Here is a 24126-nt window from a genome sequence, read left to right on the forward strand (position 1 = left end):
CGTCTGGTCCTTCGGGGGCCGTCAATATCGGCCGAAGACGAGCGCTACGTTGTGCCCGCCGAATCCGAACGAGTTGTTGACCGCGTACTGGTAGTTGCCCGGCCGGGGTTCGCCGGCCACTACATCCAGGTCGATCTCGGGGTCGAGATTCTCCAGGTTGAGGGTCGGTGGGATGACCTGATCGCGCAGCGACATCACGGTCAGGATGGATTCCACGGCGCCCACCGCACCGACAGAGTGGCCGAGTGCGGCCTTCGGGGCGTACACGGCCGCGTTGCCGCCGTGCGGTCCCAGGGCGAGGTTGATGGCGTGGCCCTCGGCCACGTCGCCGACCGTGGTGCCGGTGGCGTGAGCGTTGACGTGGTCGATATCGCCGGGTGTCAGGCCGGCTACCTCGATCGCCCGCGACATAGCCCGGCCCGCGCTCTCGCCGTTGGGATCCGGCGCGACGATGTGGTAACCGTCGGAGGTGATCGACGCCCCCATGACGCGCGCGATGATATTGGCCCCGCGCGCCTTGGCGTGTTCCTCGGTCTCGATCACCATCAGCGCGGCTGCCTCGCCGAAGACGAACCCGTTGCGATCGCGGTCGAACGGGCGGCAAGCGCCCGCCGGGTCGTCGTTGGTGTTCGACAGCACGATGCGCATCTGGGCGAACCCGGCGATCGGCACCGCTTCGATCCGGGTTTCCACGCCGCCGCAGATCGCGATGTCGGCCTCGCCGAGCACGATCTGCTGCCAGGCGTGGGCGATGCCCTCGGAGCCGGACGCGCACGCTGAAATCGGGGTGATCACCCCGGCTTTGGCCTTGCGGTCCAACCCGACGGCCGCGGCCGCCCCGTTGGGCATGTACTTCTGCACCGTCAACGGGGAGACGGCCCGGAAGCCGCGTTCCCGCATGTTGTCGTAGGCCCAGACGAGCTCCTCGGTGGAACCCAGTCCGGTGCCGATCGAGATCAGCAGCCGGCGGGTGTCCACGTCGGGCTCGCCTACCTGCCCCCAGACCCGGCGACTCAGCACAGTCGACAGCTTCTGCAGGTAGGACAGGCGCCGCAGCTCGGTCCGACTCAGCCCTTCGTCGAAGGACTCCGGTGTCTCGACGAGATGCCCACCGATACTGACCGGCAGGTCATACTCCTCGATGAACGAATCGGTGAGCTTGCGGATGCCGCTCTGGCCGTCCAGCAGCCGCTTCCAGGTCTCTTCTTCGTCCGCGGCCAAGGCCGTCGTCATGGTCAAGCCGGTGACGACGACGTTGGGGAGACCGTTTCCCGTAGCCAGCGTTGACATGGATGTTGCGAACTTCCTTCTCCTGGTACTGGTGGTCAGTACCGCCCGAAGGCGAGCGCGACGTTGTGCCCACCGAATCCGAATGAGTTGTTGATGGCGTAGGAGTACTCGCCGTAGCGAGGTGCTCCGGCCACCACGTCCAGATCGATCTCGGGATCCGGTGTCTCGTAGTTCAGCGTCGGCGGGATGACCCCGTCGCGCAGTGAGAGCACCGTCAGCACCGATTCCAGCGCACCGACCGCCCCGATGGAGTGGCCGAGTGCCGATTTGGGCGCGTACACCGCGGCGTGCTCGCAGCCGGCTTCCCGGATAGCGTTCGCCTCGGCCGTGTCACCGATCGGAGTGGCCGTTCCGTGCGCGTTGATGTGGTCGACGTCCTTGGCGGTCAGGCCCGCCAACTCCAGCGCCCGCGTCATCGCGTAACCGGCTCGCTTGCCGTCGGGTCCGGGCGCCACCATGTGGAAGGCGTCGGACGTGATACCGGCACCCATCAACCGGGCCAGCGGCTTGGCGCCGCGAGCCTTGGCGTGCTCCTCGGTCTCGATGATCATCATCGCGCCGGCCTCGCCGAACACGAAGCCGTCCCGGTCCTTGTCGAACGGCCGCGATGCGCCCTCGGGGTCGTCGTTGCGGGTCGACATCGCGCGCATCATCGAGAACGTTGCGATCGGCAGCGCCTCGATGCCGCCTTCGACCCCGCCGCAGACGGCGAAGTCCGCGTCACCCATGACGATCTGGCGCCAGGCGTGCGCGATCGCCTCCGAACCCGACGAACAGGCCGACACCGGGGTCATCACCCCGGCGCGGGCGCCGAGCTGCAGACCGACCACCGCGGCGGCGCCGTTGGGCATGATCATCTGAACCGCCAGCGGCGACACCTTGCGGGGGCCGCCCTCGTTCATCAGGTCATAGGTCTCGACGATCTTCTCGCCGCCACCCAGCCCGGTGCCGACCACGACGGTGAACCGGTCCGGGTCCACCTCCGGGTTGCCGGCGTTCTCCCAGAGCCGGCCGCTGAGCAGCTTGGCCATCCGCTGGACATACGACATGCGCCGCAGGTCCAACCGGCCCATGTGGTCGTCGACCGGGTCCTTGAGATGCCCACCGATCTTGACCGGCAGGTCCCACTTGCTGACGAACTCGTCTTCGAGGACGTGAATGCCGCTCTCACCGGCGAGCAGGCCCTTCCACGTGCTCTCGATGTCCGCCCCGACCGATGTGGTGGCCTCGACGGCGGTTACCACCACACTGGGGTAACCGCCGTTGGCCGTCGAGGGCTTACTCACTTAGCTCTCCGAACCGAACTTCTCGCGCAGCGCGGCAGCAGCCTCGGGGTTCTCGGCCTCGAGCTTCTGGATGTAGCCGACCACGTCACCGACGGTGCGCAGACCGGCGAGGTCCTCGTCCGGGATCTTCACGCCGTACTTGTCCTCGGTCTGCACCGCGATCTCCACCATCGACAGCGAGTCGATGTCCAGGTCGTCGACGAAAGACTTCTCGACGGTGACCTCGGAAGGCTCGATGCCGGTCACCTCTTCGATGATCTCGGCGAGACCCGAGATGATTTCTTCCTGACTGGCAGGCACAGTGTGTTCCCTTCGGTTGGTTCGCACGGGGTGTGCGGCTTGATTACTGCGTATCTGGTTGTGCAGGTTGGAGCGGGCCTAAAGAGGGTTAGAACTCGGGAAGCCCGTCCAGATCCGCGGGGGACTTGACGGCGTGCGTCGGGGTCCCCCGAAGTTCGCGTTTGGCGATGCCGGCCAGCGTTCCCGCGGGCGGGAACTCCACGATCGCCGTGACTCCGCGGGCGCGGAGCGTCTCGGTGCACAGGTCCCAGCGCACCGGCCGGGTCAGCTGCCCGACCAGGTGATCCATCGCCGCGGCCGCCGATTCCACCGGCTGCCCGTCGCGGTTGGACAACAGTGTGGCGACCGGCTCGCCGGTGGTGACCTGTGCCGCAGCGGCGGAGTAGGCCTCCAGTGCGGGGGCCATGAACTGGGTGTGGAACGCCCCCGCGGTAGCCAGCTTACGCACCCGGGCCTTGGCGGGCGGGTCCTCTGCGAGCTTGTCCAACGCGGTCAGCGGGCCGGCCGCGACGATCTGGCCGGCGGCGTTGCGGTTGGCCGGGGTCAGGTCGAGCTGCTCGAGGCGGGCCAGCACCTCGGCCTCGTCGCCGCCCAGCACCGCTGCCATGCCGGTCGGCTCGAGCGCGCAGGCCTTGGCCATCTCGCGGCCGCGGGTGGCGGCCAGCATGACGGCGTCGTCGGGGGAGATGACGCCGGCGATTGCGTAGGCGGCGATCTCCCCGACGGAGTGGCCGGCCACGATGACGTCACCGGCGCTGAGTGGGCCGTTCCGCCGTTTGGCCAGCTCGGCGTAGGCGAGCAGGGTCGCCGCCACCACCAGCGGCTGGGTGACCGCCGTGTCGGTGATCTCCTCGGCGGATGCGGTGGTGCCCAAGGCGACCAGATCCAGGCCGCTGATCTTCGACCAGGCGGCCAGCTGAGCCTCCACGCCGGCGGAATCGGACAGCTCCAGCCACGGCGACAACATGCCGGGGGTCTGCGATCCCTGTCCGGGAGCGAGCAACGCAATCACGTCTTTAAGAGAACATTGTGAAGCGGTGTTTGCAGGATGTCCTAGATTATGAACATTGTCTTATGTTTTTGTGGAAGTCCTACAAAACAGTCATCCAATGCGACATGTTCGATACCGTCCCGCGACAACTGCCCTGGTGACGGCGCGGCGGCAGCGACCTCCCAAGGCGTTCCGGCCTCCCCGTCGCAACCGCCTCACCCGACGTGATGCTGGTCGCGTGCGGTGCCCGTTGTCAATGGCGTGGCGTATGTCACGTGTGCGCTGCTGAAGCTGGCATGCTGCGCCTGGTTGGCCAGCCGGCCCACCGTGGCGGCGACCCGCAGCACGTAGGCGTCGCGCGGCTGGGTGGGATCGCGTCCGGTGAAGTCCGCGATCCGCTTGAGTCGGTAGCGGACGGTATTTGGATGAACGAACAACTTGCGGGCGCACGCCTCGATCGCACCGCCACAGTCCAGATAAGCGTCCAGGGTCTCGGTGAGTGACGGCCCGGCCTCGGCCAGCGGCCGCATCACGTCGGTGTGCAAGGCCGCGATCGCCGAGGCATCCCCGATCAGAGCGCGTTCGGGCAGCAGTTCGCGAGCCAGCACCGGCCGGGGCGCCCCGGTCCAGCCGACAACGGCGTTCATGCCCGAGATCGCCTCGCTGGCGCTGTGGTACGCCGCGGTCAGCATCGGTGCGGTCGGGCCGATCACCACCGGCCCGTCGGAGAACGCGCCGAGCAGATCTGCCAGGAACTTCTGGGTCGGCGACAGCGGGCCGGACACGATCGCCACCAGCCAGGTGCCGTGCACGTCGGTCAGGGCGGCCCGGCCGTGGCGTTCGGCGATGTCACGGACGTCCTGGCTGGCCTTCTGGCCGGAGAAGGCGTCCGGGCCGGGCGGTGCGGTGCCCACCACGACCGTGGCCGGGGCGGTGGTGTCCCAGTTGAGTGCGGCGGCCCGGCTCAGCAGCTCCGGCCCGGTGTCGCCGCGCACCACCGCGTCGACCACGCTGGCCTCCATCCGGGAATCCCAGGTGCCCCGAGCCTCGGCGGCGTCGGCGTAGGCGGAGGCGGCGGTGAAGGCCAGGTCGCGGCTGTATTTGAGGATGCCCACCGTCAGCGCCGTCACCTGCTCTTCGGAGCGGGCCAGCAGCGGCACGACCTCCTCGAAGTACTCCATGGTGACCCGCACCATGTCCACGGTGTGGCGCAGTGCGATGTGCCGGGTCAGCTCCTGGGGCACCAGCTCGAATGCCTGCGCGGTGTGGCTGACGTTGCCGTGCGGATCGTGCATCCATTCGGCGAAGTTGACCACCGCGGCCTGCACCACCAGTGCGACGCTGGCCCGCTGGGACGCCTCCAGATCGGCGAAGAACGGCAGCCGTTCGCCCATCGCCGACGCCGCCTCGGTGGCGAGCCTTCCCGAATAGTGCCTGAGCCTGCGCAGCAGGGTGTCCGGGACGGCACTTAGCAGGTCCAGGGTGGACCGAGGCAGGCTCGGGCCACCGGGGCTGTTGTCGACCATCCCTAAAAGCTACGCCAAATTTCTGGTCAGACCCGACAACCGGCGGTTAGCGAACCTCGACGAAGGAGAGGCGAAGCTGGACCGCCGCAGCCAACCCAGCCGGAGTCGCGTCAGGCCACACCCGAGTCGGATGTCTGCTCCGGGGCGGCCAGCACGTCGTCGATCTGGTAGCGGGTCGCGGCTGTCGCCGCTACCGACGCGTCGATGGCCCCGTCCCGGGCCAGGGCGGCCAGCACCGCCACCACCACCGACTCGGCGTCGGTGTTGAAGTAACGCCGCGCGGCCGGGCGGGTGTCGGAGAAGCCGAACCCGTCGGTGCCGAGGGTGACGAAGGTTCCGGGCACCCAGGGCCGGATCTGCTCGGGTACCGCGCGCATCCAGTCCGACACCGCGACGAGCGGGCCGGTAGCGTTCGCCAGCGCCTGCGTCACGTACGGCACCCGGGCCTCGCGCTCCGGATGGCGCAGTCGCTCCCGTTCGACATCCACCCCGTCGCGGTTGAGCTCATTCCAGCTGGTCACCGACCACACGTCGGCGGCCACATCCCAGTCGGCCGCCAGCAGGTCGGCGGCCCGCAACGCCTCGGGCATCGACACCCCGGAGGCCAGGATCTGGGCGGTGTTAGACCCCGACTGGCGCCCCTCGGCCGCCCGGTAGCGGTAGATCCCGCGCAGCAGACCCTCGGTGTCGAGGTCGTCCGGTTCGGCCGGCTGCACGTAGGGCTCGTTGTAGATGGTGATGTAGAAATACACGTTCTCCGGGTTGTCACCGAACATGCGCGCCAGCCCGCTTTCGATGATGTGGGCCACCTCGTAGGCGAAGGCCGGGTCGTAGGCCACCACCGACGGGTTGGTGCTGGCCAGCAGGAGCGAATGCCCGTCGGCGTGCTGCAGGCCCTCGCCGGTCAAGGTGGTGCGTCCGGCGGTGGCGCCCAGCACGAAACCGCGCGCCATCTGGTCGGCGGCCGCCCACAGTCCGTCGCCGGTGCGCTGGAAGCCGAACATCGAGTAGAAGATGTAGATCGGGATCATCGGCTCGTCGTGGGTGGCATACGACGTCCCGACCGCGGTGAAGCAGGCCGTCGACCCGGCCTCGTTGATGCCCTCGTGCAGGATGTGGCCGACTTCGCTCTCCTTGTAGGCCAACATCAGATCGGCGTCGACCGAGGTGTAGAGCTGGCCGTAGCGGTTGTAGATCTTCAAGGACGGGAACCACGAATCCATCCCGAACGTGCGGGCCTCGTCGGGAATGATCGGGACTAGCCGATCCCCGATTTCTTTGTCCCGCAACAGTTCCTTGAACACCCGCACCGCTGCCATGGTGGTGGCGACTTCCTGGTTTCCCGACCCCTTCTTGACCGCCGCGTACACGTCGGTGGGAGGCAGCGGCAGTGCCCTGGTGGTGGTGCGGCGCTGCGGAACGAAGCCGCCCAGCGCGCGCCGCCGGTCCAGCAGATAACGGATCTCGGGCGCGTCCTCACCGGGGTGGTAGTACGGCGGTAGGTACGGGTTGTCCTCGAGTTGCTTGTCCGACACCGGAATTCGCATCTCGTCGCGGAAGTCCTTGAGATCTTGCAGCCGGAACTTCTTCATCTGGTGGGTGGCGTTGCGGCCGGCGAAATAGCTGCCCAGGCTGTAGCCCTTGATGGTCTTGGCCAGAATCACGGTCGGCTGGCCCTTGTGATCGACGGCGGCACGGTAGGCGGCATGGACCTTGCGGTAGTCGTGCCCACCGCGCTTGAGGTGCCAGATGTCCTGGTCGGACAGATCCTCGACCAGGGCCTTGGTGCGCGGGTCGCGGCCGAAGAAATGCTGCCGCACATAGCCGCCGTCGTTGGCCTTGTAGGTCTGGTAATCCCCGTCGGGAGTGACGTTCATCAGGTTGACCAGGGCGCCGTCCCGGTCGGCGTGCAGCAGCGCGTCCCACTCGCGGCCCCACACCACCTTGATCACGTTCCAGCCCGCCCCCCGGAAGAACGACTCCAACTCCTGAATGATCTTGCCGTTGCCGCGCACCGGGCCGTCCAGGCGCTGCAGGTTGCAGTTGACCACGAACGTCAGGTTGTCCAGGCCGTCCAGCGCCCCGATGTGCAGCAGGCCGCGACTCTCCGGCTCATCCATCTCGCCGTCGCCCAGGAAGCACCACACGTGCTGATCGGAGGTGTCCTTGATGCCGCGGTCGTGCAGGTAGTGGTTGACCCGGGCCTGGTAGATGGCATTCATCGGGCCCAGCCCCATCGACACCGTGGGGAACTCCCAGAAATCGGGCATCAGGTGCGGGTGCGGGTAAGAGGGCAGGCCGCCGCCGGGGTGGCTGTGCTCCTGACGGAAACCGTCGAGGTCATGGGTGCTCAGCCGGCCCTCCAGGAAGGCCCGGGCGTAGATGCCGGGGGAGGCGTGGCCCTGGATGAACACCTGGTCCCCGCCGCCGGGGTGGTCCTTGCCGCGGAAGAAATGGTTGAACCCGACCTCATAGAGCGTCGACGACGACGCGTAGGTCGAGATGTGGCCGCCGACCCCGACGCCGGGCCGCTGCGCGCGGTGCACCATCACCGCGGCGTTCCATCGGAGCCACCGGCGGTAGCGGCGCTCGGTGTCCTCGTCGCCGGGGAACCATGGCTCCAGTTCGGTCGGGATGGTGTTGACGTAATCGGTGGAGGTGAGTGCCGGGATCGCCACCCGCTGCTCGCCGGCGCGTTCCAGCAGTCGCAGCATCAAGTAGCGGGCGCGTGTCGAACCGGACCGGGCCAGCAGTTCGTCGAAGGACTCCAACCACTCGGAGGTCTCTTCCGGGTCGATGTCAGGAAGGTAGGACGCCACCCCCTCGCGGATCACCCGGACTCGATCGGCTTCGCCTGTGCCGCTTGGTTTTTTGCCCAGATCCTGGTGCATGGCCTCGGTAGTCAACGCATTACTCCTTGGTTTGGAGGTCAAGACGTGTCTCCCGGCTTGTGGCCAGAACGACACTGAACCGAACGCTTCGTCGGTCCTGTCTTTCTATCCTGCCCCACCGGACGCGGGACCGGCGGTGGTGCAGTGGTGGGTGGGGTGGGCTGATCTCGGCTTGCCTGGAACTACGCGGTAACGTCTGAAGATGTGCTGACCGGATGGCAGACCGTCCCGCGCGGGCGGGCGCGGCGACATGCCCGGGTGGGCGCGCTGGTGGCCGGTGGAACCGCGACGGTGGTGCTGGGTGTCGTGGGCTGTACCAGCATCATCGGCGGGAACCCGGAGGCGGACACCTCGGCGGCGCCGGCCTACCGCTCCTCGGTGTCGGCGTCGGTGTCGGCCTCGGAGGCGACGTCGAGCGTTCGTGAGACCCAGCGTCAGCAGTCGATGACAACCCAGGCGGTGCGCGGCGCGTGCGGCAGGTTCGCGTCGAGCAGCAGCGACGCGGTCGACACCGTGAACAAGTACGTGGAGGCGTTCAACAACGGAGGTGACATCCCGGGCACTGCTGCGCCGGCGATCGAGGCGCTCAACCACAGTGCCGACGAGGTGGCCGGCGCCATCAACGAGAAGCTGTCGACGGAACTCACGGATGCGTTCAACACCTATGTCGAATCCGCGCGCGGCGTGGCGAACGCGATTTCGACCAAGGCGCCGGTCTCGGTGTACAACGCCCGCAAAGACGAGCTCAACAGGGCCAGGGAGAAAGGAATTCAGCTGTGCAAAGCCTTCTGAGGCCCGCGAGTTCGTCGTGCCGGGTGATTCGCTCACAAACGGCTCACGACGCTGTGCGACGATAATGCCCAACACACGGCGCGCTGACGATCGAAGGAGGTCACACGGTGGTCGCGGCGGATAACGCCCCGAGCTTCGCCCGCAAACTGGGCATCGAGAGCAAGCAGTTGGTCCAGGAGTTCGGCTGGGACGAGGACGCCGACGACGACATCCGTGTCGACGTCGAAGAGGCCTGTGGCAGCGAACTGCTCGACGAAGACACCGATGAGGTGGTCGACGTAGTGCTGCTGTGGTGGCGCGATGGCGACGGGGACCTGGTGGACACCCTGATGGACGCGATCACTGCGCTGGCCGACGACGGCGTGATCTGGGTGCTGACGCCCAAGACCGGTAAGTCCGGCCATGTACAGCCAGCCGAGATCGCCGAGTCAGCGCCGACCGCCGGCCTGATGCCGACCTCCTCGGTCAATCTCGGCGACTGGAGTGCCAGTCGATTGGTTCAACCCAAATCAAGGATGGGAAAGCGTTGATGTTGGAAGTCGGTACCGAAGCTCCTGATTTCACCCTCAAGGACCAGGATCAGCAGCAGGTCACCCTCAGCGATTACCGCGGGGAGAAGAACGTGCTGCTGGTGTTCTTCCCGCTGGCCTTCACCGGCATCTGCCAGGGCGAGCTGGACCAATTGCGCGATCACCTGCCCACCTACACAGGCGACGACAGCGTGGCGCTGGCCATCTCGGTGGGCCCGCCGCCCACCCACAAGGTCTGGGCCGCCGAGAGCGGGTTCCTGTTCCCGGTGCTGTCGGACTTCTGGCCGCACGGCGCGGTCAGCCAGTCGTTCGGGGTGTTCAACGACGACACCGGCTTCTCCAACCGCGGCACGTTCGTCATCGACAAGTCCGGGATCATCCGGTTCGCCGAGATGAAGGCGCCCGGTGAAGCGCGCGACCAGCAGCTGTGGGTCGACGCTCTGGCCGCCCTCAAGGGATAGTTCTTCGTTCGCCCGTCGCCGCGAGATTGCGATGACGCAGGGTTTTCACCACTTTTTCCTGCATCAACGCAATCTCGCGGTTTTGGGCGTCCGGTGCAGGTCCGGGTAACCTGCCCGGGTTGGGGCGCGTAGCTCAGTGGTAGAGCTCTGGTTTTACACACCAGCGGTCGGCGGTTCGATACCGTCCGCGCCCACCAGTATCAATGCAGGTCAACGACGGTGATCGGCCCCAGGGGTTTGATGCCGAGGTGGACGGTCAATGCACCCGGCCATGACCAGCTATCCCACGCCGGACCAAGAGCCCAGCCCACCGCCGCCTCCGAAATCGCCCGGCGCGGCGCCGACCGGCAAATGGGGCGTACCTCCGTCGACCAGCCCGCAGATGACGCCGGCCGGACGTTCCGGGCAGGCTGGAGGCCGGGCCGCGTTGTGGGCGGGACTGGCCGTACTGATCGGGCTCATCGCCCTGCTCATCGTCCTGTCGGCCTAACCGAGCGCGCGCGGCCGGCCAGAGGGTCCGTCAGCTCAGGGCGGCGGCCAGCCGGCGCCACTGTTCCCGCGGGAAGGCGCGCGGGTCCGCGTCGAGCAGCTGTACGCAGACGTGGTCGGCCCCGGCGGCCTGGTGCTCGGCGACCCGGCCGATCACGGCCTCCGGCGTCCCCCAGACGATGAGGGCGTCGAACAACCGATCACTGACGTCAGCGATGTCGTCTTGCGAGAATCCCGATCGCAACAGGTTGTTGGCGTAGTTGGGCAACGCGAGGTAGGAGCCCAGCCACTTGGTGCCGATCTCGCGCGCCTCGTCGCGGTCAGAGCACAGGATCGCGGTCTGCTCGGGCAGCAGCAACGGGCCGGCCCCCAGCTTTTCCCGGGCGAACCGGGTGTGCTCGGGGGTGGTCAGATACGGGTGGGCACCGCGACTGCGGCCGGCGGCCAGGGCGAGCATCTTCGGGCCGAGCGCCGCGAGCACCCGGGACTCGACCGGGACCGGGTTGTCGGCGGCGTCGAGGCCGTCGAGGAAGGTCGTCATCGCGTGCAGTGGTCGGCGGTAGCGCCCGGGATCGCCGGCATCGATCAGCGGGGCATGGCTGACACCGATGCCGAGCAGGAACCGGTCACCGTGGGCCGCGGTGAGCGCTGCGTACGACGCCGCGACGTCGGCCGGGGTGTGCATCCACAGGTTCAGGATGCCGGTGGCGATGACCGCTTGCCGGGTGGCCGACAGCAGGTTGCCCACCGAGTCGAACACCGGACCGCCGACGTCGGGTATCCACAGTGTGTCGAAGCCGAGCTCCTCCAGTTCGGCGGCCGCTTCGGCGGCCTCGCCCTGATCGCCGTAGCGCAGCGACGCACTCCAGATCCCCACACCCGAGATGTTCACCATCACCCCAGGATGGCATGGCGCCGGCGCGCTAGACGACGCGCATGCCGTTTCGGGCCCGAAAGCGCATGTCCCACAGGTACGCCCGATAACCCAACACCCAGGCCTGATTCGGGATCAGCCGATCGGCCAGTCGCAGCCCGGACAGCAGCCATTCGAACCGGCGCTGCTGTGAGACCGACCAGTCCCACTGCATCAGCTCCCGGAACTCCGTTGGTAAGAACCCGGTCGTCGCGAACAGGTTGAGCGGGCCGGCCAGCCGCAGCGGCCAGGGCAGGAACACCATCGACGCCACCCCGCGCAGATGGTCGCGCACCGGTGGATCGATGCGCAGCTCGTCGAGCGAGCGTTTCCAATACTCGTCGAACGCTGCGCGGTCCGTCGGCCACATCTCGTCGCGCACCTGCAAGGTGGTGCCCAGTGTCTTGGCGTCGGCGTAGACCGCGTCGGCGGCCGCGTCGTCCAGCGGGCCGTGCAGGAACTCGTGCTGGTCGACGAAGTAGCGGTACAGGCAGGCCGCCACCCACAGTTGCAGCTTGGGATCGAACGCGTTGTAGTGCACCGGGCTCTCGGGTGTGGAACGCACCTGCCGGTGCGCGGTGTCCACGGCGGCGCGGTACAGCGCGCGGTCTTGGTGGCCGCCGATGGTGGCCACCGCCAGGTACGTGCCGGTGGTGCGGGCCCGCTTGAACGGGTGCTTGTAGACGTTGCCGCTGTCCACCCGGGATTCCTGTACGCCGTAGCCGACCCCGGGCAGCGACAACTGCATGATCACGTTGGCGGCCGGCATCAGCAGCGAGGCGGGATTCAGCAGATCGACGACTTTGGCGGGCCGCTTCATCGGGGCTGCTCCATGGCAGCGAGTATGCCCGAATACCGGGGCCGATACTCAGCGGCGACGACCGTACCGGTCGGCGAGTTTCTGCTCGACGGTCATCGGCGGCGCCGGCTCGTCGCTGTCGACCGCGGTGCTGGTCTCGGATTTCTCCAACCGCCGAGCGCGCAACTCGGCGAACGCGAAGTAGCCCAGTCCGATCGGGGCGAGGATCCCGAACGCGATCCACTGGATCCCGTAGGACAGGAACGGCCCGGCGTCCCGGCGCGGCAGCGCGATCAACCCCAACCCGCCGGGTTGGTCTTCCACCAGCTGTAGGTAGGACCCAGTCAGCGGAACCTTGGTCAACGCCGCGACCTGCTCGGTGTTGATCGAGTAGACCTGGCGGAATCCGTTTTCGCTGAACGGATTCTTGCCCGGAATCGCCCCCTGCGAATCCCGCAGCCGCGCCGTGATGGTGACTTGCGCGTCCGGCGGAGGCGGAATCTGCGGTACCCGAGAGCCGCCGTCGTCGGTGCGCACATAGCCGCGATTCACCAGCACGGTCGGCCCACCCTGGACCGCGAACGGCGTCAGCACTTCGAAGGCCGGCACGCCGTCGATGAGCCGCAACCGCACCAACACCTGCGCGTCGGCCCGGTAATGGCCGGTGGCGGTCACCGGCCGCCATTGCTCATCCGGCGCCGACGAATCCTGGTGCGGCAGCACCGTTGTCAGCGGAACCGGCTCCGCGGTCAGTGCCCGTTCGAGTTGGCTGTTGTTGCGTGACGTGGTGGTGTTCTTGCCCAATTGCCACGGCGCCAGCACGGTGAAGCACAGGTACGCGAAGGCCAGCACCACCACCGCCAGGGCCAGCCAGCTCGGGCGCAGCAGGAAGGCCAGGCGTCGCATCAGCCGCCCTCGCGGGAAGCCAGCCGTCCGTCGACCCAGTCGTGCAGGCCCGGCAGCGCGGCCGCGATGACGGTGAACGACCGCTCGAAATCGTCATGGCCGCCGTAGTAGGGATCCTCGACGTCGGGGACGGCCGCACCCGAACGCGGATCGAAGGACCGCAGCATCCGGATCCGATCGGCCGGAATGCCGACCTCGCGAAGCCAGCCGACGTGGTTGCGGCCCAACGCCACCACCAGATCGGCGGTCATATGGTCGGCGCCGACCTGCGCCGCGCTGTGGTCCACCGGATAGCCGTGGTCGCGCAGCACCCGGTTGGTCCGCTCGTCGGCGCACTTGCCGATATGCCAATCCGCGGTTCCGGCGCTGGTGACGCGCACCGCATCACCCAGGCCGCGCTCTGCGAGCTGGTGGGCGAACATCTTCTCGGCCATCGGCGAGCGGCAGATGTTGCCGGTGCAGACGAACGTGACATGCAGTGCCGGTTCAGACACCGAGGACCTCCCGCAGTTCGGCGATGGTCTGCACGCGGGCGAGCGGACCGTCGGAGATTTCGGTGCCGGCTGCGGTGCCGGCGGCGTAATCGGCCTGCCCGTAACCCCAGCCGACCAGCACCGTGTCGATGCCGTGCGCGGCCGCGCCGTCCACGTCGTGACGCCGGTCGCCCACCATCAGCACCCGGGCCGGCAGCGGCGCCAATTGCTCCAGCGCATGGGCCAGCACGTCGGACTTCGCCGCCCGGGTGCCGTCGACGCTGGCACCGGCGACGACCTCGAAATACGAGTCGAGCCCGAAGTGGGCCAAGATCTTGCGCGCGGTCGGCTCGACTTTGGAGGTGGCCAGCGCCAACCGGACTCCGGTGGCCCGCAGGTCGGCCAACAGCGCGCTGACACCCTCGAACATGGTGTTCATCAGCCAGCCACGGCTGGTGTAGTCGGCGCGGTAGGCGGCGATCGCCGCGTCGGTCTGCTCGCCCAAGCCCATCGCGGCCAACGTGTGGTGCATCGGCGGCCCGACGAGCTGCTGGGCGAGATCACCGTCGGGCACCGGCGCCCCGATGTGGTTCAGGGCATGGCGGAAGCTGGCGACGATCCCGGCCGCGGAGTCGGTCAAGGTGCCGTCCAGGTCGAAGATCACCAGTTCGGCGCTGACAGTAGTAGTGCGCGTCACGGAACCATTGTCCCCGACGTGCACGGCGGGCTCGCCGGGTGGCGCACTACTGTCTTGGAGTGTGACCGCGCGGCTGACTGACGTCATTGACGTGCTCGATGCCGCCTACCCGCCGGAACTGGCCCAGTCCTGGGACTCCGTCGGGCTGGTCTGCGGCGACCCGGACGACGTGGTGGGCTCGGTGACGATCGCGGTCGACGCGACAGCGGCGGTGGTCGACGAGACTCCGGACGGAGGCCTGCTGCTGGCCCATCACCCGCTGCTGCTGCGCGGTGTGGACACCGTGGCGGCGAGCACGCCCAAGGGTTCTCTGGTGCACCGGTTGATCCGTTCCGGCCGCGCCCTGTTCACCGCGCACACCAATGCCGACGCGGCCTCACCCGGGGTGTCGGACGCGCTGGCGGACGCGCTGGGACTGACCGTGGAAGCCGTACTGGAACCGGCCGCCAGGGCCGCCGACACCGACAAGTGGGTGATCTACACCCCGGTCGAGCACGCTGAGACGGTGCGGGCCGCGGTGTTCGCGGCCGGGGCCGGGCACATCGGCGACTACGCCCAGTGCAGTTGGAGCGTGACCGGTACCGGGCAGTTTCTGCCCGGCGACGGCGCGGCGCCGACGATCGGTCGGGTCGGTGCGGTGGAGCACGTCACCGAGGACCGCATCGAAGTGGTGGCTCCGGCCCGCGCCCGCGACCGGGTGCACGCGGCGCTGCTGGCCGCGCATCCCTACGAGGAGCCGGCCTTCGACGTGTTCGCGTTGCAGCCGCTGCCGCCCGGCGTCGGAATCGGCCGGATCGGCTCCCTGCCGTCGCCGGAGCCGCTGAGCGCCTTCGTCGCCCGGGTCTCCGCGGCGCTGCCGGTCACCTCATGGGGGGTGCGCGCGGCGGGGGACCCGGATCTGCCGGTGTCGCGGGTCGCGGTCTGCGGCGGCGCCGGAGATTCCCTGCTGGACGCGGCGGCCGCGGCCGACGCGCAGGTTTACCTCACAGCGGATCTGCGCCACCATCCGGCTGACGAGCATTCGCGCCGGTCGCCGGTCGCGCTGGTCGATGTGGCGCATTGGGCCAGCGAATACCCGTGGTGCGCGCAGGCCGCCGACGTACTCCGTTCGCACTTCGGTGCGGCCCTGCCGGTGCGCGTCAGCGCGCTTCGCACCGACCCCTGGAACCTCGCGCTCAAAGGAGATCGGTGATGAAGGCTGAAGTAGCACAGCAACGTTCGCTTCTGGAGTTATCAGAGCTCGATGCCGAACTGTCCAGGATCGCGCATCGGGCCGGCCATCTTCCCGAGCAGCAGGACCGCGAGCGCATCCAAGCCGATCACATCGCGGCCGCCGACCGGCTGGCCGCCCTGGAATTGGCGTTGGAGGACTTGGACGCCCAGGCCGCCCGCTTCGAGTCCGAGATCGACGCGGTGCGCCAGCGCGAAGACCGCGACCGGGCGCTGCTGGATTCGGGGCAGACCAACTCCAAGCAGGTCGTCGACCTGCAGCACGAACTGGAGACCTTGCAGCGGCGTCAGGCCAGTCTGGAGGATTCGCTGCTGGAGTTGCTGGAGCAGCGTGAGCAACTGCAGACCCAGGCGACCGCCGAATCGAGTGTGGTCGAGGGCCTGGCGGCCGACCTGGCCCGGGTAGAGCAGACGTTGGAGACCGCGTCGACCGAGATCGAGACCACCCGTGCTCAGCGAGCGGCGAGCCGTGACGGGTTGGCCGAAACGATCGGCGGCGATCTCCTGGCGCTCTACGAGCGGCAGCGGACATCCGGCGGCGTCGGCGCCGCACCGCTGCGGGGCGGTCAGTGCGGGGCCTGCCGGATCGAGATCGACCGCGGCGAGCTGGCCCGGATCTCGGCGGCTCAGCCGGAGGAGGTGCTGCGCTGCCCCGAGTGCAGCGCAATTCTGCTGCGGGTCAAGGACTTCGGTTAGTGCCCCGCCGATGAAGGTGATCGTCGAGGCCGACGGTGGGTCACGCGGCAATCCGGGGCCGGCCGGTTACGGGTCGGTGGTCTGGTCCGCGGATCGCGCCGAGGTGCTGGCCGAAGCCAAGGAGTCGATCGGCGTGGCCACCAATAACGTGGCCGAATACCGCGGCCTGGTGGCGGGTTTGACCGAAGCGGCACGGCTGGGGGCCGCCGAAGTCGCGGTGTTCATGGACTCCAAACTGGTGGTCGAACAGATGGCCGGCCGATGGAAGGTCAAGCACCCGGACCTGATCCGGCTGCACGCGCAGGCCCGCGAGCTTGCGTCGAAGTTCGACCATGTCCGCTACAACTGGATTCCGCGGGAGAGGAATTCTCACGCCGACCGGTTGGCCAATCAGGCCATGGACGCCGCTGCCGGGATCGAGAAGCCCGCACCGAAGACGACGGAGAAGTCTGCGGCCCCAACTGCGCCCGGCTGGACCGGTGCGACGGGTACGGCGACCCGGCTGTTGCTGCTGCGGCATGGGCAGACCGAACTATCGGTGCAACGGCGCTACTCCGGGCGTGGCAACCCGCCGCTGACCGGCACGGGCCGGCAGCAGGCGGAGTCGGCGGCCCGCTATCTTGCCGAGCGCGGCGGTATTGCGGCGGTCATCAGCTCGCCGCTGCAGCGCTGCCGGGATACCGCTGCGGCGGCAGCGAAACAGTTGCGCCTGGACGTGATCATCGACGAGGACCTGACCGAAACCGACTTCGGGGCCTGGGAGGGTTTGACGTTCACCGAGGCCGCCGAGCGCGACCCCGAACTGCACCGACGCTGGCTGAAAGACACCTCCACCGAGCCTCCGGGCGGCGAGAGTTTCGACGCGGTGCAGCAGCGAGTCCTGCGGGCGCGTGACCGGATCATCGCCGAACACGGCGGTACCACCGTGTTGGTGGTGTCGCACGTGACGCCGATCAAGACGTTGCTGCGCCTTGCGCTGGACGCCGGACCGGCCATCCTGTACCGGCTACACCTGGACTTGGCGTCGTTGAGCATCGCCGAGTTCTTCGGTGACGGGCCCGCATCGGTCCGGCTGGTGAACCAGACGGCGTACCTGTAGCCCACAGTCAATCGTGCAGGTGCACCCGCTCGCCGTGGGCGCCGAAGATCACGATCGCCTCGGCCGGTCGGTCGACCGCGCCGAACCAATGTGGTGTCCGGGTGGAGAATTCGACGGCCTCGCCGGGACCGATCAGGAAATCGTCGTCGCCCAGCGCCAATCGGATCTGGCCGGACAACACGTACATCCACTCGTGGCCTTCGTGCACCGGTAACTCGGCCGGGCGGCGGCGCCGTACGGAAACCCGAATCTTGAAGGCCTGCAACCCACCGGCCGGCCCGTGCCGGGTCAGCGGCCAGTAGGTGATCCCGTTGTGGGACTGCGAGGTGCCCCGAACCCGCGGATCGGGCTGTTCGGGGGCGCGCAGCAACTCGTCGGTGCTGACCGACAAGGCCTCGGCCAGCCGGGGCAGGTGGTCCAGTGCGAGGCGCCGCTTGCCGGATTCCAGCCGGCTCAGCGTGGAGACATCGATCTGGGCGCGGGTTGCCACGTCCTCCAACGTCAGGCCCTGCTGGGTGCGTAGTTCACGCAGCCGCCGTCGCACCCGCAGGTCGACGCTGCCCTCCTCGAAATTTGCCTGCATGGCAAATCAGCTTGCCAGACTGTGGTGGCGGTCGGCAAGCTCGGGTGCATGAACGAAATGTGGGATTGCGTAGTGGTTGGCGGTGGTGCGGCCGGGCTCAGCGCCGGTCTGGTGTTGGGCCGGGCCAGGCGTCACACCTTGCTGATCGACGCGGGGGAGCAGAGCAACCTCGCCGCGCACGGCATCGGCGGCCTGTTGGGCCACGACGGTCGGCCGCCGGCCGAGCTGTATGCGCTCGGCCGTGGGGAACTCGAGTCCTACGGGGTGCAGGTACGCACCGGCGAGGTGGCCGACATCGACCGGGCGGACGGGCATTTCGTCGTGCGCTTGGCGGACGGAGCCCGCGAACGTACCCGGCGGGTGCTGCTGGCTACCGGGATGGCGTATGTGCCACCGGAGCTGCCCGGCTTGGACGGCCTGTGGGGGCGTTCGGTTTTCCACTGCCCGTTCTGCCACGGCTGGGAAGTGGCCGATCAACCACTGGCGGTGCTGGCGGGCGGCGACCGGGCCGTGCACCTCGCGCTGCTGCTGCGGTGCTGGAGTGACGACATCGTGGTGCTCACCGATGGTCCGGCCGACCTCGATGACGCCGATTGTGCCCGGTTGGCCGGCGCCGGAATCCGGGTCGATGATCGGCCGGTGGCAGCACTGGAAAGCGATGACGGCGAGCTGTCCGCGGTGGCCTTCGCCGACGGCGGTCGGCTGCCGCGGCGCGGGTTGCTGGTCGCAACCACCATGCGCCGGCGGGATCGACTGGCCGAGCACCTCGGGCTGGATCTGGCCGCGCCCGGACCGGTGGCCGAAGACCCGGTCGACGTCGATCCACTGTGCCGCACCTCGATTCCCGGTGTGTTCGCCGCCGGGGATCTCGCGGCCGAGATGCCGCAGGTCGCCGCCGCGATCGCGGCGGGATCCCGAGCCGGGGCAGCGGTGGTACAGAGCCTGGCGGCCGACGACTACGGGTTGGCACTGCCGCCCCGCATCGAAACGAGCGAAAGGAGCCTCGGGCGATGACCGAGTCAACGCAGAACGCGCAGGAATTCTGGGAAGAGTTCTACGGCGGCCACGACCGGGTTTGGAGCGGGCGGGTCAACGCCCGACTCGCCGACGTCGCCGCTGATCTGGCTCCGGGCCGGGCGCTGGACCTGGGCTGTGGCGAGGGCGCCGACGCCATCTGGCTGGCCGAGGACGGCTGGCAGGTGCTCGCCGTCGACGTCTCGGCCAACGCGTTGGAACGGGCCCAAGCCAACGCAGAGGAGCGGGGTGTGGCGGCCCGCGTCCGCTTCGAGCGCCACGATCTATCCGTCAGTTTTCCGGATGGCCGGTTCGACCTGGTGTCGGCGCAGTTCCTGCACTCACCGGTGCAGATGGACCGCGAGGCGATACTGCGCCGGGCCGCCGAGGCGGTAGCGGTGGGTGGTCGGCTGCTGATCGTCGGTCACGCCGCGGCACCACCGTGGGCCGGTGAGCACGGTCATGAGCATCGCTTCGACACGGTCGACGAGATGCTGGCCGGCATGGCACTCGACGACCCGCAGTGGGAACGGCTGCGGGCGGAGACTGTCGATCGCGAGGCGGTCGGACCCGACGGCCAGGCCGCCACCCTGACCGACAGCGTGATCCTGTTGCGCCGCAACGGATAGGCGCTGCTGTTCAAGCGGCGTCTTTCAAGCGGCGTCGTGAAAGATCAGCCCGAGCGTGTAGCGCTGCCCGGAACGGATGGCCGAGACGCCGTGGCGCACCGGCGCCGTCGACCAGCCCCGGGTGGAGCGCACCGGCCGGTCACGGGTGGTGAACAGATAGCCGTGCCCCTGCGGCAATTGGGTGGCGGTGCCCCGGGATTGGGCCCGCGGTCGCTGTTCGACGAGGAGGAACTCGCCGCCGGTGTAGTCGGCAGCCGGGTCGCTGAGGTTTATCACCACCTGCAGCGGAAACACCAAGTCGCCATAGAGGTCCCGGTGCAAGGCATTCCAGTCGCCCGGGCCGTAGTGCAACATCAGGGCCGTCGGCTTGATCTGACCGGCCCGGTGGCAGTGCCCCAGCCACTCGTCGAAGTCGTCGGGCCAGGGCGCGTCCCGGCCTAGCCGGGTAGCCCAGTCCCGGGCAATCGGCAGCAGGCGCGGATACAGCGCCCGCTTGAGCGCATCGACGGGATCGGGTGCCGGCGCCGCGAAATACCGGTACTGCCCGGACCCGTAACGATGACGCGCCATGTCGACGGTGGCGCGGAAGCGCTCGTCGTCGGTGTAGACCCGCCGTAGCCGCGCGGCCTCCGAGGCCGTCAACAGCCGGGGCAGCAGCGCGCCGCCGCATTCGTCGAGTTCGGCGGTGATGGCGTCCCAGTCGCCGGCGTTCACCCGCCGCTGCCATCGCGACGTCGTCATCAATGCAGCTTAAGGGGTCTGCCCCGGCTGATTGAGTGTGCAATGGCGGCGTTCACTGTGCGGCCAGGGAGGGATCCGGCGCCAGATACCACCGCTGCTGCACACTCAACGGCGATGGATCGCAGTTGGCCAGCTCCGAGCTTGCCGGTACGGTGATCAGCGCGGACGAGTTGGCCGGGCGGCCGCGGCGCGCGCGAGCGGGTCGAGGAAAGTCCGGACTTCACAGAGCAGGGTGATTGCTAACAGCAATCCGAGGTGACTCGCGGGACAGTGCCACAGAAAACAGACCGCCACCGCAAGGTGGTAAGGGTGAAACGGTGCGGTAAGAGCGCACCAGCGTCCCGGGTGACCGGGACGGCTTGGTAAACCCCACCCGAAGCAAGGCCAAGAAGGTCGCACTTAGGTGCGGTCGCGCAGGTGTTTGAGGGCTGCTCGCCCGAATCTGCGGGTAGGCCGCTCGAGGTACCCGGCAACGGTGTGCCCAGATGGATGGTCGCCGCCGCACCGCCCAGCGGTGCGGAACAGAATCCGGCTTACAGGCCAACTCGTCCGCCCCGCAGCGTTGACCAGTGCGTCGCGGCCGAACACCCCACCTCGGCAGCGATCGCCCTCATGGTGCACCCGGCAGACCACAGTTCCCGGGTTAGGTTCCTCGAGCGCACCGTGCGCGTGGACCGTCAGCTCCTCACGGTGCCGCGCCCTGCGGCGCGACTAACGTTGTCGTCCATGGCGAACGAAGAACGACTCCGGCAGATAGCCAGGGACGTATTCCCGGACTGGTCGCGGCCGCCCAGGATCGTGGTTGAGCAGATCGGGGTGCTGGTTAGGCGATGGCCGGTTGAAGGGTTCGCCTGCGAGAAGCTGCCAGATCAGCAGCGTCGTCTGGTGTGGATCGACGGGCACGCGATCGGGCAGTTGGACTACATCGCGGATGCCGCAGAGGAGCAGGATCTGGATGCGTTGATCCGGCCGCTGAGCCAGGTCACTGGGGTCGACGTCAACGCCTATGGTTCGGCGGACGCGTTCGGGGAGCGAACATACCGGCGCGCAGTGGTGGTGCGCTTCGCATCGGGGGATCCGATTGAGATCGACACGACCCAACACACGAACGACAGCCTTCGTGGTAACGCCGACCGGTTCATCGATCGGGTACTGGACGCACTGGCGGGCACATCCGCCGGGGAATAGGTGCCCTCTCAGTAGAGGACCGCCCCAACCTGTCGGCTGGGGGCGGCGGCGGTGGCGATTTCGGAAGTTGGTGCGCTCATGGTGTTTTCCTTTCGGCTCACCTGGATCGGCGCTGCCGACAGTAGCTCGATAATCGGTTCCAGCTTCTTCTCTCCTTCGTCGAGGCTCACTGAACCGCCCGGCCCATGGGGCGGTTCCAGCTTCGCCTCTCCTTCGTCGAGGCTCACTGAACCGCCCGGTTCAGTTTGCGCAACGCGGGCCGCAAGGCCGCCCGGCTCTGCGCGGCGAGGTCGGCCTCGCGGGCATACAGCAGCCCGTAGGTGAAGGTATCCTCGCCGGCGGCCGCCGCGGCGTCGGCCTGGTGAATCAGATGCGCCCGGCTGACCACGCTGTCCTGGTGGTCGCCGAGCACGGTCTGAACCGTCTTCGCCCGCTTGGCGATCTTCTTCTTATCCGCGGCGGCGGCGGCATAGCGCAGCCGCTTGGCGGCCTTGCGGATCCGGTGCAGTGCCGCGTCGCGGTCGGCGGCCGTCTTGGCGGCCTTCACCGCTTTGCGCAACCGCCGGTAGGCGATGTCGACGGTGGCGTACTGCTCGGCGGCTGGCGCGCTGACCAGATCGTCGAGGCCGTCGAGCAGCCGGAAGTACCGCGGGGAGCGCATCGCGGCCAGGCTGCGCCGTCGCCCCGTCTGATAGCGGCGCAGCGAACCGCCGACCAGCCGTTCGCTTACCGGTCCGCGGACCAGCTCTGGCGTCAGCTCGTCGAGCGCCTGCTGATACCGCTGGGCCAGGACCTCGGCGTCGCGGGCCACACCCAGGACCGCGCCCAATTCCTGCAGTTCGCCCAGCAGCGGGGCGTGGGCCGTCTCCTCGCCGTGCAACAGGCTGCGGATCCGCCGGATCGTCACCCGCATCTGATGCACCGCGTCGTCGGCGTCGGCGCGCACCGCCCGATCCCAGACCAGCAGTTGCTCGATCTGCTCGGCCAGCGCCCGATGGAGGCGATCGGTCGGGTGCGCGGCCACCGCCGGCGCGCCGAGCACCCTGGCCAGTTTGGAGCCGTAGCCGGCCGGCCTGGCGCCGGCGTCAAGAAGCCGGTTGCTCAGCCGGTCCAGCAAGTCGAGGTCCCCACAGCCCAGTTCCAGCTCCCATTCCCGCCAGCACTGTTCGGCGTGTTCGTGCTCGGAGCCGCCGGCCGACGCGGAGACCTGGTCGTCGCAGAACTCGGCCAGCACCTCACCCTGATCGTCGCGCAGCGCCACCACGCTGCGGGCGGTACGAATCTGTGCCACGGGTGCCAGCGGCCGATCCCTTACGATCGCCGTCACCACGTCGAGTAGTTCGTCCGGAATCTCCGGGCCCAGGGGTGCGCGCACCTCGGTGCGAGTGTCCTGCCCGGCAGGAAGTTTCAGGTGCCAGCCGGCGTCGGGACCGCCGGTGCGCCGGCGCAATGTGACTCGTCGGGCCGCCAGGTCGTGGCCGGGTGTATCGAAGTACACGGCCGCAAGGGCCTGCGCCGGCAACTGCTCAACTCCGGCGACCCCGGCCATGCCGTCGAAGGACGGCGAGATGGCCGACGCGTCAACGTCGAACTTGCGTTCCACCTCGCGATACCGAGCGGTGTTCGGATCGGCTGCCGGCACGGCATCCAGCCTGTCACATCCGGACCGCCCGGGCACTGCCTTGTGAAAGCAGTCGTCGTGAAAGCAGCCGTACTAGAAGCAGTGTTCTTCGGCCGGGAACGTTCCGGACGCCACCTCATTGGCGTACTGCGTTGCCGCACGGCGCAATTCACCGCCGACATCCCCGAAGCGCTTGACGAACCGGGCGGTTTTGCCACTGGTCATCCCGGCCATGTCCTGCCACACCAGAACCTGGGCGTCGCAGTTGGGGCCGGCGCCGATCCCGACGGTGGGAATGGTCAGCTTGCCGGTGATCTGGGTGGCCAATTCCGCCGGAACCATCTCCATCACCACCGCGAACGCACCCGCTTCCGCCACGGCGATCGCGTCGTGAACGGTCTGCTCGGCGGCATCGCCACGGCCCTGCACCCGGAAACCACCCAGGGTGTTGACGCTCTGCGGGGTGAACCCGATGTGCGCCATCACCGGGATGCCGGCCGCCGACAGCATGGCGATCTGCTCGGCCACCCGCTCACCGCCCTCCAGCTTGACGGCGTGCGCGCCGCCCTCCTTCATGAACCGGGTGGCGGTGGCCAGCGCCGCCGCCGGCCCGCCCTCATACGAGCCGAACGGCAGGTCGGCGACCACCAGCGCATGCGGGGCGCCGCGCACCACCGCGCGGACCAGCGGAATCAGCTCGTCGATCGAGATCGGCACCGTGCTGTCATAGCCATAGACCACGTTGGCCGCCGAGTCGCCGACCAGCAGCACCGGGATGCCGGCGTCGTCGAAGATCCGGGCCGTGGAGTAGTCGTAGGCCGTCAGCATCGACCACTTGCGGCCCTCGCCCTTCATCTGCTGTAGATGATGGACGCGGGTCTGCGGGGCCACCCGGACGGGGCCGGTGTTCAGGTCGGGCTTCGATTCGGATGAAGCACCATAAATATGCTCAGACATCGTTGTCCCTCGAATTGGTCGGGT

26 protein-coding genes, 1 tRNA gene and 1 other RNA gene are annotated in these 24126 nt (G+C 68.3%); 12 read left to right on the forward strand and 16 right to left on the reverse strand.

From position 1 onward, the window contains the following. Positions 1–21: 21 nt before the first annotated feature. From kasB to aceE, 6 genes are all read right to left on the reverse strand, one after another. On the reverse strand, positions 22–1290 hold the full coding sequence (kasB, locus tag ACZYY4_RS04655; protein ID WP_463808277.1) for a 3-oxoacyl-ACP synthase KasB: 1269 nt from the start codon (positions 1288–1290) through the stop codon (positions 22–24). Between the two features lie 35 nt (positions 1291–1325). Beyond that, positions 1326–2576 carry a 3-oxoacyl-ACP synthase KasA gene (gene kasA, locus ACZYY4_RS04660; protein ID WP_463808278.1) on the reverse strand — a complete coding sequence of 417 codons (1251 nt, stop codon included), beginning with the start codon at positions 2574–2576 and terminating at the stop codon, positions 1326–1328. Then, positions 2577–2876, reverse strand: a complete 300-nt coding sequence (gene acpM / locus ACZYY4_RS04665; protein WP_463808279.1) for a meromycolate extension acyl carrier protein AcpM — start codon at positions 2874–2876, stop codon at positions 2577–2579. An 88-nt stretch (positions 2877–2964) separates the two neighbouring features. Beyond that, a complete protein-coding gene (locus tag ACZYY4_RS04670) occupies positions 2965–3888 on the reverse strand; it encodes an ACP S-malonyltransferase (RefSeq protein WP_463808280.1) in 924 nt (307 codons plus the stop codon). Positions 3889–4082: 194 nt separating this feature from the next. Continuing rightward, complete coding sequence (locus ACZYY4_RS04675) at positions 4083–5393, reverse strand: PucR family transcriptional regulator (RefSeq protein ID WP_463808281.1); 1311 nt, start codon at positions 5391–5393, stop codon at positions 4083–4085. A gap of 110 nt (positions 5394–5503) precedes the next feature. Beyond that, positions 5504–8299: a pyruvate dehydrogenase (acetyl-transferring), homodimeric type gene (aceE, locus tag ACZYY4_RS04680; protein ID WP_463808282.1), complete on the reverse strand. Its 2796-nt coding sequence runs from the start codon at positions 8297–8299 to the stop codon at positions 5504–5506. A gap of 189 nt (positions 8300–8488) precedes the next feature. Here aceE and ACZYY4_RS04685 point away from each other — a divergent pair, with 189 nt between their 5' ends. The 5 genes from ACZYY4_RS04685 to ACZYY4_RS04705 all read left to right on the forward strand — a co-directional run bounded on the left by ACZYY4_RS04685 (position 8489) and on the right by ACZYY4_RS04705 (position 10557). Next, the gene (locus ACZYY4_RS04685) at positions 8489–9076 is read left to right on the forward strand and encodes a hypothetical protein (RefSeq protein WP_463808283.1); all 588 of its coding nucleotides are present in this window, start codon (positions 8489–8491) and stop codon (positions 9074–9076) included. 107 nt (positions 9077–9183) lie between these two features. Further along, on the forward strand, positions 9184–9606 hold the full coding sequence (locus ACZYY4_RS04690; protein WP_463808285.1) for a DUF3052 domain-containing protein: 423 nt from the start codon (positions 9184–9186) through the stop codon (positions 9604–9606). Then, positions 9606–10067, forward strand: a complete 462-nt coding sequence (locus tag ACZYY4_RS04695) for a peroxiredoxin (RefSeq protein WP_463808286.1) — start codon at positions 9606–9608, stop codon at positions 10065–10067. Before ACZYY4_RS04690 ends, ACZYY4_RS04695 begins: the two co-directional genes overlap by 1 nt. Before the next feature lie 122 nt (positions 10068–10189). Continuing rightward, positions 10190–10264 (forward strand) — tRNA-Val (locus ACZYY4_RS04700). Positions 10265–10338: 74 nt separating this feature from the next. Beyond that, positions 10339–10557, forward strand: a complete 219-nt coding sequence (locus ACZYY4_RS04705; protein WP_463808287.1) for a hypothetical protein — start codon at positions 10339–10341, stop codon at positions 10555–10557. 30 nt (positions 10558–10587) lie between these two features. Here the strand turns inward: ACZYY4_RS04705 and ACZYY4_RS04710 are convergent, their stop codons facing one another. The 5 genes from ACZYY4_RS04710 to ACZYY4_RS04730 are packed head-to-tail and all read right to left on the reverse strand — an operon-like array spanning position 10588 to position 14344. After that, entirely contained in the window at positions 10588–11448 is an 861-nt protein-coding gene (locus ACZYY4_RS04710; protein ID WP_463808440.1) for an LLM class F420-dependent oxidoreductase, read from the reverse strand. Between the two features lie 31 nt (positions 11449–11479). Then, positions 11480–12289, reverse strand: coding sequence for an oxygenase MpaB family protein (locus tag ACZYY4_RS04715; protein WP_463808288.1), 810 nt, complete (start codon positions 12287–12289; stop codon positions 11480–11482). Between the two features lie 48 nt (positions 12290–12337). After that, positions 12338–13174, reverse strand: coding sequence for an SURF1 family cytochrome oxidase biogenesis protein (locus ACZYY4_RS04720; protein WP_463808289.1), 837 nt, complete (start codon positions 13172–13174; stop codon positions 12338–12340). Beyond that, the gene (locus ACZYY4_RS04725) at positions 13174–13668 is read right to left on the reverse strand and encodes a low molecular weight protein-tyrosine-phosphatase (protein WP_463808290.1); all 495 of its coding nucleotides are present in this window, start codon (positions 13666–13668) and stop codon (positions 13174–13176) included. Before ACZYY4_RS04725 ends, ACZYY4_RS04720 begins: the two co-directional genes overlap by 1 nt. After that, positions 13661–14344, reverse strand: a complete 684-nt coding sequence (locus ACZYY4_RS04730; protein ID WP_463808291.1) for an HAD-IA family hydrolase — start codon at positions 14342–14344, stop codon at positions 13661–13663. The genes ACZYY4_RS04725 and ACZYY4_RS04730 overlap by 8 nt, the downstream gene beginning before the upstream one ends. 61 nt (positions 14345–14405) lie before the next feature. Here ACZYY4_RS04730 and ACZYY4_RS04735 point away from each other — a divergent pair, with 61 nt between their 5' ends. From ACZYY4_RS04735 to ACZYY4_RS04745, 3 genes are read left to right on the forward strand one after another with little or no spacing between them, the layout of a single operon-like run. Beyond that, entirely contained in the window at positions 14406–15536 is a 1131-nt protein-coding gene (locus ACZYY4_RS04735; protein ID WP_463808292.1) for a Nif3-like dinuclear metal center hexameric protein, read from the forward strand. Further along, positions 15536–16270 carry a zinc ribbon domain-containing protein gene (locus ACZYY4_RS04740; RefSeq protein ID WP_463808293.1) on the forward strand — a complete coding sequence of 245 codons (735 nt, stop codon included), beginning with the start codon at positions 15536–15538 and terminating at the stop codon, positions 16268–16270. Before ACZYY4_RS04735 ends, ACZYY4_RS04740 begins: the two co-directional genes overlap by 1 nt. Positions 16271–16280: 10 nt before the next feature. Next, positions 16281–17369 carry a bifunctional RNase H/acid phosphatase gene (locus ACZYY4_RS04745; RefSeq protein WP_463808295.1) on the forward strand — a complete coding sequence of 363 codons (1089 nt, stop codon included), beginning with the start codon at positions 16281–16283 and terminating at the stop codon, positions 17367–17369. Between the two features lie 7 nt (positions 17370–17376). Here the strand turns inward: ACZYY4_RS04745 and ACZYY4_RS04750 are convergent, their stop codons facing one another. Next, positions 17377–17952: a helix-turn-helix domain-containing protein gene (locus tag ACZYY4_RS04750; protein ID WP_463808296.1), complete on the reverse strand. Its 576-nt coding sequence runs from the start codon at positions 17950–17952 to the stop codon at positions 17377–17379. Between the two features lie 48 nt (positions 17953–18000). Between ACZYY4_RS04750 and ACZYY4_RS04755 the strand changes: the two genes are divergently transcribed. Then, positions 18001–18966, forward strand: coding sequence for an NAD(P)/FAD-dependent oxidoreductase (locus tag ACZYY4_RS04755; protein WP_463808297.1), 966 nt, complete (start codon positions 18001–18003; stop codon positions 18964–18966). Then, positions 18963–19595: a class I SAM-dependent methyltransferase gene (locus ACZYY4_RS04760; protein ID WP_463808298.1), complete on the forward strand. Its 633-nt coding sequence runs from the start codon at positions 18963–18965 to the stop codon at positions 19593–19595. Before ACZYY4_RS04755 ends, ACZYY4_RS04760 begins: the two co-directional genes overlap by 4 nt. 24 nt (positions 19596–19619) lie before the next feature. Here the strand turns inward: ACZYY4_RS04760 and ACZYY4_RS04765 are convergent, their stop codons facing one another. Further along, complete coding sequence (locus ACZYY4_RS04765) at positions 19620–20336, reverse strand: 2OG-Fe(II) oxygenase (RefSeq protein ID WP_463808299.1); 717 nt, start codon at positions 20334–20336, stop codon at positions 19620–19622. Between the two features lie 166 nt (positions 20337–20502). Here ACZYY4_RS04765 and rnpB point away from each other — a divergent pair. Beyond that, an RNA gene (rnpB, locus tag ACZYY4_RS04770) (RNase P RNA component class A) lies at positions 20503–20888 on the forward strand. 60 nt (positions 20889–20948) lie between these two features. Continuing rightward, entirely contained in the window at positions 20949–21524 is a 576-nt protein-coding gene (locus tag ACZYY4_RS04775) for a hypothetical protein (RefSeq protein WP_463808300.1), read from the forward strand. Positions 21525–21532: 8 nt separating this feature from the next. Here the strand turns inward: ACZYY4_RS04775 and ACZYY4_RS04780 are convergent, their stop codons facing one another. From ACZYY4_RS04780 to panB, 3 genes are all read right to left on the reverse strand, one after another. Beyond that, positions 21533–21751: a hypothetical protein gene (locus ACZYY4_RS04780; RefSeq protein WP_463808301.1), complete on the reverse strand. Its 219-nt coding sequence runs from the start codon at positions 21749–21751 to the stop codon at positions 21533–21535. Next, positions 21748–23166: a CYTH and CHAD domain-containing protein gene (locus ACZYY4_RS04785; protein ID WP_463808302.1), complete on the reverse strand. Its 1419-nt coding sequence runs from the start codon at positions 23164–23166 to the stop codon at positions 21748–21750. The genes ACZYY4_RS04780 and ACZYY4_RS04785 overlap by 4 nt, the downstream gene beginning before the upstream one ends. 72 nt (positions 23167–23238) lie before the next feature. Further along, the gene (panB, locus tag ACZYY4_RS04790) at positions 23239–24102 is read right to left on the reverse strand and encodes a 3-methyl-2-oxobutanoate hydroxymethyltransferase (protein ID WP_463808303.1); all 864 of its coding nucleotides are present in this window, start codon (positions 24100–24102) and stop codon (positions 23239–23241) included. Between the last annotated feature and the right edge of the window lie 24 nt (positions 24103–24126).

This window comes from Mycobacterium sp. IDUB_21, from assembly GCF_055419425.1.

What these genes read in the sequence shown, in the direction of transcription:
- kasB (WP_463808277.1), bottom strand. Translation starts at nt 1,290, where the DNA reads ATGTCAACGCTGGCTACGGGAAACGGTCTCCCCAACGTCGTCGTCACC.
- ACZYY4_RS04675 (WP_463808281.1), bottom strand. Translation starts at nt 5,393, where the DNA reads ATGGTCGACAACAGCCCCGGTGGCCCGAGCCTGCCTCGGTCCACCCTG.
- ACZYY4_RS04695 (WP_463808286.1), top strand. Translation starts at nt 9,606, where the DNA reads ATGTTGGAAGTCGGTACCGAAGCTCCTGATTTCACCCTCAAGGACCAG.
- ACZYY4_RS04705 (WP_463808287.1), top strand. Translation starts at nt 10,339, where the DNA reads ATGACCAGCTATCCCACGCCGGACCAAGAGCCCAGCCCACCGCCGCCT.
- ACZYY4_RS04715 (WP_463808288.1), bottom strand. Translation starts at nt 12,289, where the DNA reads ATGAAGCGGCCCGCCAAAGTCGTCGATCTGCTGAATCCCGCCTCGCTG.
- ACZYY4_RS04720 (WP_463808289.1), bottom strand. Translation starts at nt 13,174, where the DNA reads ATGCGACGCCTGGCCTTCCTGCTGCGCCCGAGCTGGCTGGCCCTGGCG.
- ACZYY4_RS04740 (WP_463808293.1), top strand. Translation starts at nt 15,536, where the DNA reads ATGAAGGCTGAAGTAGCACAGCAACGTTCGCTTCTGGAGTTATCAGAG.
- ACZYY4_RS04745 (WP_463808295.1), top strand. Translation starts at nt 16,281, where the DNA reads ATGAAGGTGATCGTCGAGGCCGACGGTGGGTCACGCGGCAATCCGGGG.
- ACZYY4_RS04750 (WP_463808296.1), bottom strand. Translation starts at nt 17,952, where the DNA reads ATGCAGGCAAATTTCGAGGAGGGCAGCGTCGACCTGCGGGTGCGACGG.
- ACZYY4_RS04755 (WP_463808297.1), top strand. Translation starts at nt 18,001, where the DNA reads ATGAACGAAATGTGGGATTGCGTAGTGGTTGGCGGTGGTGCGGCCGGG.
- ACZYY4_RS04760 (WP_463808298.1), top strand. Translation starts at nt 18,963, where the DNA reads ATGACCGAGTCAACGCAGAACGCGCAGGAATTCTGGGAAGAGTTCTAC.
- ACZYY4_RS04765 (WP_463808299.1), bottom strand. Translation starts at nt 20,336, where the DNA reads ATGACGACGTCGCGATGGCAGCGGCGGGTGAACGCCGGCGACTGGGAC.
- ACZYY4_RS04775 (WP_463808300.1), top strand. Translation starts at nt 20,949, where the DNA reads ATGGTGCACCCGGCAGACCACAGTTCCCGGGTTAGGTTCCTCGAGCGC.
- panB (WP_463808303.1), bottom strand. Translation starts at nt 24,102, where the DNA reads ATGTCTGAGCATATTTATGGTGCTTCATCCGAATCGAAGCCCGACCTG.